This window comes from Streptomyces sp. NPDC005648 (assembly GCF_040605395.1).
Taxonomy (GTDB): domain Bacteria; phylum Actinomycetota; class Actinomycetes; order Streptomycetales; family Streptomycetaceae; genus Streptomyces.
This window is the reverse complement of the sequence record NZ_JBEXCS010000187.1, coordinates 1-5541: the sequence shown is the minus strand read 5'-3', so window position 1 is coordinate 5541 and position 5541 is coordinate 1. Positions and strand designations below refer to the sequence as shown.

The window sequence follows — 5541 nt, the reverse complement described above, 5'->3', positions numbered from 1 at the left end:
GGGAGATCGCCGCGTACAACAAGAAGCTGGGCGTCTTCGACCTCACCGGTCTGCCGCCCGCCCCGCGCGGGGTGCCCCAGATCGAGGTGGCCTTCCTCAGGAGGTGGACCGGGGCCGGGGCGTGGGCCGGGGCGGTCTGTCAGTACCTGATCACCACGTTGAGTGCGTTGTTCACGTCGCTGGCCGTGACGATGGCCTTCTCGATCTCGCCGTGGGGGAATTCATGGGTGATGATCGACGGGATGTCGAACTCGCCGCTCTCCATGATGGCGAGGACGGTCTGCACGTCCTCGGGGGTGTAGCCGCCGGAGCCGATGAGGGCCTGGTGGGCGTAGGCCAGGGTGGACAGGTTGACGGGCACGGGGTTGGCGTGGACGCCGACGACGACCATGCGACTGTGGACCTTGCCGAGGTCCTGGTAGGCGCCGACGAGCGCGTCGACACCGGTGGCCTCGACGTAGATGTCGACATCGGCGGTGGTGCCCTTGAGGGCTCGGGCCTCACCGAAGACCTCGACGGCCTTGGCCTTGAGGTCCTCGGTGCCGGAGTTGCAGGTGGCGAAGCCGAGTTCGGCGGCCTTGGCCAGGCGGAAGTCCGACAGGTCGACGACCATGACAGTCGAGCAGCCCAGGTGCTTGAGGGCGATGGCGGCGCCGATGCCGATGGTGCCGGCGCCGAAGACGATGGCGGTCTCGCCCTTCTGGGGACCGGCGCGGCGGACGGCGTGGGTGGCGACCGTGAAGGGCTCGATGAGGGCCGCGGTCTTGGTCGGGATGGCGTCGGGCAGGGGGTAGACCTGCCGTCCGACCTCGCAGCCGGGCACGAGGATGTACTCGGAGAAGCCGCCGAGAGTGCCGGCGCGGGAGGAGTCGCCGGCCGCAAGGATGGGGTAGGGGTACACGCGGTCGCCGACCTCCAGGTCCTTGACGTTGGCTCCCTTGGCCGCCACCTCGGAGATCATTTCGTGACCGAACTCGCTTCCCGGGGTGATCCGGTGGGCCCGGGGCCCGTGGAAGTACACGGAGATGTCCGAGCCGCAGACGCTGGCGTAGAGATTGCGCAGCAGCACGTCATCGGGGCCGCATTCCGGGGTGGCCAGGTCGACGATCTCGACGTTCTTGGGTCCGTTGTAGACGGCAGCCTTCATTGTTCTTCGACGTCCTTTTCTCTGTGTTTCTTGTCAGGCCTGAGCAGCGTGGGTGGACTGCGCGGACTTCCGCCTCTTCCACAGCAGACCAATGCCAGCCTTGATGGAGACGAGTCCCATTCCGATGGCGGCGGTGATTCCCTGCGTACCGTCGACGGCGAAAGGAACGATCGCGGCGGCGACGACATTGAACAGGAAGAGAAACCACAGGACCGGCTTGGACAGAAGGAACTTCTTCATCGTGCACTCCGAATGAGGGCTGGAAGGTTTGATGGAGCGGAACTCGCACCACCCATACTTCCGATCCGGCCGGAACCGCGCGAGAGATCAGACTCCCAAATACATGGTGTAGCTGGCTACACCATGCGGCTACCACCGGGGAAGGACACCCCGGTGCGGGCGGACCATTGCCCGACGGCTTCCGCATCCGTTGCCGTAACACCGCTTGATATACCGATCGGTACAACCTCCAGCGTGAAGGTCGCCCTGCTGGTCGGTGAGACATCGCGGGTGCGCGGCCGTGAGGGGCTGGCGCCGGCGGGTTTCTGGGCGGACGGCCCGGGGTCCTACCGCGGTGTCATGCTGCGGGCTTCCCCAACTTTTTCTTCCCGCTCCTTCTTCCCGAACGGCCCCCAGGGCACGGCCTCCCACCTCGACGAGCCTGATGAAGGGCACCGCCGCCCCGCTCTTCCCCCAGCACGCCGAGTACGTGGGTTTCGCCTTCTCCGGGGCCGGGGCGGGCGTGTGACGCGCCGCGGGCCGCCTGCGGTGGGCGGCGGCCCGGGCGGTTCACGTCAGTAGGCGATCGCCACGTGAAGGGCCGATTCGCGGTTCCCCGCCATCTCGATCGCCTCGACGATGCGGTCGAGTTCGTAGGTGTGGGTGATGATCGAGGCGAGGTCGAAGACCCCGCTTTCCATGATCTTCATGACGTCTACGACGTCCTCGGGCCGGTAGCCGCCCGGCCCGATGATCTCCTGCTCACCGTAGGCGAGCCGCACCAGGTTCACGGGGACCGGCTTGGGGTGGACGGCCACAGCACCGATCCTGGCACCGGGCTTCGCCATCGCCTGGATCGCCTCGTACAGCTCGTCCGCCCCGGCCGCCTCGACGTAGATGTCCGCATCGGGGAAGGTTCCGAGCAGCGTGGTGACCTGGCCGAACAGTTCGGCGGCCCGCTCCCGCACGTCCTGTCGGCCCGCGTGGCACACCTCGAAGCCGAGGCCCTCCGCCTTCTCCAGCCGCAGCTCCGACAGGTCGACCACCAGCACCTGGGTGACGCCGAAGCTCTTCAGCGCCACCGCGGCCGCGATGCCGATGGTGCCGGCTCCGAAGACGACGGCCTTCTCGCCCCGCTGCGGACGGCAGCGGCGCACCGCGCGGTGCGCGACCGTGAACGGCTCGATCAGCCCCGCGACCGGCGTGGGGATGCGGTCGTCGACCTCGAAGACTTGCTCGCCCACCCGGCAGTCGGGGACATGGATGTACTCCGAGAAGCCTCCGATGCACCCGGCCCGTCCGGGATCGCCCTTCACCAGCAGCGGGTACGGATAGACCCGGTCGCCCACGGAGAGCCCGGTCACCTCCGGCCCCACCTCGGCGACCTCGGACACCACCTCGTGCCCGAACTCCTCACCGCTCAGGATCTGGTGGGCCCCGGGGCCGTGCCGGTACACCGACACGTCCGATCCGCAGATACCCGCGTGCAGGTTGCGCAGCAGGACGTCTTTGGGACCGCAGGTGGGCGTCTCGATCTCGGTCACGGTCACGTCGAGCGGGCCGTTGTATATGGCGGACTTCATCGTGGGTCCTCTCCTCATACATGAACGCTGGATGCGCCGGGCGCACGCCGAGGACGTCCGACCGCTCCGCCCGGAGACATCGTTCGCGGCAAGCTACAGCGGCGCCGGCACGGTGCGACTGGCCGTTCCCGCTGTGCGGACGCTTTCGTCGACCGACGTCTCCCGAGTACTTCCGGGAGGTCGCGGTGAGCTCAACCACCGCGCAGGGTGCCCGCCAATCCGCCGTCGGCCAGGACGTCCGTACCCCAGATGGACGACGCCCGGTCGGAGGCCAGGAACTCCACCAGATCCGCGATCTCCGGCATGGTGCCCTCCCGTGCGAGTGGCGTCCTGGCGTAGAAGTCGTGTTTGACGGGGTTGTTCGCGAACTCCGCCGCGCCCATCGGCGTGGCGATGAGTCCAGGAGACAGGGAGACGACGCGGGCGCCCCTCTGCCCCCACGCCCAGGCCTCGCGCCGGCACCAGGACAGCAGACCCTACGTGGAGACGCGGCAGGCCGTCCCGCCGGTACGGTCCTCCGGTTTGAACGCCGCCGCGAGCCGCTCATCAAGCACGGGATCGAGGGGTTCGGGCAGCAGGGCTTCGACGGACGAGCTCGGCTCGTAGGTATGGGCGACAAGGGAGGCGACCAGGATCGCAGCGCAGCCCGGCATCGCGATCCGACGCCTGAGAACGCAGTCCGCGCGACGGCGTGCACACCGGTGACCTCGCTGGTGTTCTCCACCGGAACGCCCTCCACTACCAGGTTGGGAATCGAGGTCAGCATGAAGACGAGCGCGATGTTCAGTACGACGATCGCGCAGATCATCCGTGGCACCGGGTGTGGAGCAGGGCGAGGGTCACGGCGGACAGGACGCCGAAGGCCGTACCGAGCAGCAGCGAGCGGCGCCCGCCGAAACGCCGTCACAGGCGCCCACTGAAGGGGGAGAGCAGGAAACCGAGGCTCGAGGCGCAGAAGGTCGCGATGCCCGCGGCCGTGGCGCTCATGCCCAGGCCGACCGGGGCGGCGGTCGGCGTCTGCATCAGCAGCTGGAGGGCGAGGCCGGTGGCGCCGAACACCCCTGCGGACAGAAGGGCGTTGGCGAGCAGGGCCAGCCCCTGCTTTCGGTCGAGGAAGAGGCGTACGTTGATCAGGGGACTGGCGTGGCGCACCTCCCACGCGGTCCACACGACGAACAGGGCCAGCCCCGCGACGATTGAACCCACGATGCGCGCGTCCGTCCACGTCCACCGGGGGGAGTTGGTGATGCCCAGCAGGACCAGGGCGATGGCCGGGCCGAACAGGACGGCGCCGGGCCAGCCGACGCGTGATGTAGTGCCAGCTCAGCGTGTCGATGATGACTCCCGAGACCACGGTGTCGGCGGCTCCGGCCAGCATCGCGGCGCCCGCAACCATCGACACTCCGACGGCTGTCCGGTCCTTCGGCAGGTGTTCCCGGATGATCCCGTAGCACAACGGCAGGCTGCCTCCCGAGACTCCCTGGACGGCACGCCCGATGATCACGACGGTGAGGGACCCCGCACAGGCGCTGACCACCGATCCGATCGCCGCGCACAGCAACAGGCCGATCAACAGAGAGCGGCGGCCGTACATGTCACCGAGGCGGCCGCACACGGCGGCGGACGTGGCGGCGACCAGGGCGAACGCGGTGAGCGTCCAACTGGCCTCCACCGCGGTGACGTCGAACGTCCCCATCATCTTGGGCAGCGCGTTGAACATCATCGTTGACTCGAACGCGCTGACGACGTCGGCGAGGATGAGTATCCCGATGATCAGCGGGACAGGTCGTTGGGGGCGGGGGGTCCGGGCGACATCTCTGGGCGACATCACAGTCCTCTCGCTCGGCCGGGCCGGCCTGAACTCCCATGGCTCGGTGCCGCTCACTGTGACCGCCGGCATCCGCTTCCGGCACCGCGAAGACCGCTGAGCGGAACGGGATGTGGGCCGGCCACGGGCGCGTCGCGCCACCGAACTGCGGCTCGACGCTGGAACCGCCTGGGTGACCGGCGCGGGCAAGGGGCTCGGACGAGCAGTCGCGGTCGCTCTCTCCCAGGCCGGGGCCGATGTCGCCGTGATCGCCCGCATGGCGGCCGACCTGGAGAGCCTGGAGCCCGAACTGGCCGCGCACGGCGGCAAGGCGCCGGTACTGCCCGGCCCGGCCGCCGCCCCGGACGCCGTACGGACCACGGCCCACTGCCGCGAAGCCGGAAAGGTGATGCTGGCGCGGCGGCCGGGCTCGATCATCAACATCTGGTCCGTGCACGCGGGCACGAAGGTGCCGGCCGTCGAGTGGGCCGACCTCGGGGGAGGGTCGACAACCTGCTCCTGGCTGCTTCCGTACGGACCTCAGCTTCGGCCTGCTGGACGGCCGCTGGGGCGAGCGGAGCGTGCAGAGCACTCCCCCGGGCCGCGGTCTTCCTCGCCCCGGGCGCCTCCCGCTTGGGTCAACCGCAGGCAGTGAGGTCGAGGGCGATGTCCACGATCATGTCCTCCTGGCCGCCGACCAGGCCGCGCCTGCCGACCTCCGCCAGGATGGTGCGGGCGTCGAGGCCGTACTGCTCGGCCGCGGTCTCGGCGTGCCGCAGAAAGCT

General features: G+C 69.1%; 7 protein-coding genes and 3 pseudogenes. 2 read left to right on the top strand and 8 right to left on the bottom strand.

Translation table 11 applies throughout. The annotated features are described in order from the left end of the window. Positions 1-5: 5 nt before the first annotated feature. Positions 6-83 (top strand): annotated as a pseudogene (locus ABZT17_RS44880) (Hsp70 family protein); the annotation flags it as partial. Between the two features lie 56 nt (positions 84-139). On the opposite strand, the gene ABZT17_RS44875 reads toward ABZT17_RS44880, so the two are convergent. The 7 genes and pseudogenes from ABZT17_RS44875 to ABZT17_RS44845 form a co-directional block, all read right to left on the bottom strand. After that, a complete protein-coding gene (locus ABZT17_RS44875) occupies positions 140-1147 on the bottom strand; it encodes a zinc-binding dehydrogenase (RefSeq protein ID WP_356357956.1) in 1008 nt (335 codons plus the stop codon). Positions 1148-1180: 33 nt separating this feature from the next. Beyond that, positions 1181-1387 carry a hypothetical protein gene (locus ABZT17_RS44870; protein ID WP_356357955.1) on the bottom strand — a complete coding sequence of 69 codons (207 nt, stop codon included), beginning with the start codon at positions 1385-1387 and terminating at the stop codon, positions 1181-1183. A gap of 554 nt (positions 1388-1941) precedes the next feature. Next, the gene (locus ABZT17_RS44865; RefSeq protein ID WP_356357954.1) at positions 1942-2949 is read right to left on the bottom strand and encodes an alcohol dehydrogenase catalytic domain-containing protein; all 1008 of its coding nucleotides are present in this window, start codon (positions 2947-2949) and stop codon (positions 1942-1944) included. A 191-nt stretch (positions 2950-3140) separates the two neighbouring features. After that, positions 3141-3419, bottom strand: a complete 279-nt coding sequence (locus tag ABZT17_RS44860; protein WP_356357957.1) for an SDR family oxidoreductase — start codon at positions 3417-3419, stop codon at positions 3141-3143. A 6-nt stretch (positions 3420-3425) separates the two neighbouring features. Then, positions 3426-3602 carry a hypothetical protein gene (locus ABZT17_RS44855; RefSeq protein ID WP_356357953.1) on the bottom strand — a complete coding sequence of 59 codons (177 nt, stop codon included), beginning with the start codon at positions 3600-3602 and terminating at the stop codon, positions 3426-3428. 250 nt (positions 3603-3852) lie between these two features. Further along, a complete protein-coding gene (locus ABZT17_RS44850; protein WP_356357952.1) occupies positions 3853-4155 on the bottom strand; it encodes a hypothetical protein in 303 nt (100 codons plus the stop codon). 163 nt (positions 4156-4318) lie between these two features. Further along, positions 4319-4645 (bottom strand): annotated as a pseudogene (locus tag ABZT17_RS44845) (MFS transporter); the annotation flags it as partial. 244 nt (positions 4646-4889) lie between these two features. On the opposite strand from ABZT17_RS44845, the gene ABZT17_RS44840 reads away from it, so the two are divergent. Next, complete coding sequence (locus ABZT17_RS44840) at positions 4890-5411, top strand: SDR family NAD(P)-dependent oxidoreductase (protein ID WP_356357951.1); 522 nt, start codon at positions 4890-4892, stop codon at positions 5409-5411. On the opposite strand, the pseudogene ABZT17_RS44835 reads toward ABZT17_RS44840, so the two are convergent. After that, a pseudogene (locus tag ABZT17_RS44835) lies at positions 5395-5541 on the bottom strand (4-hydroxy-2-oxovalerate aldolase); the annotation flags it as partial. The gene ABZT17_RS44840 and the pseudogene ABZT17_RS44835 overlap by 17 nt on opposite strands.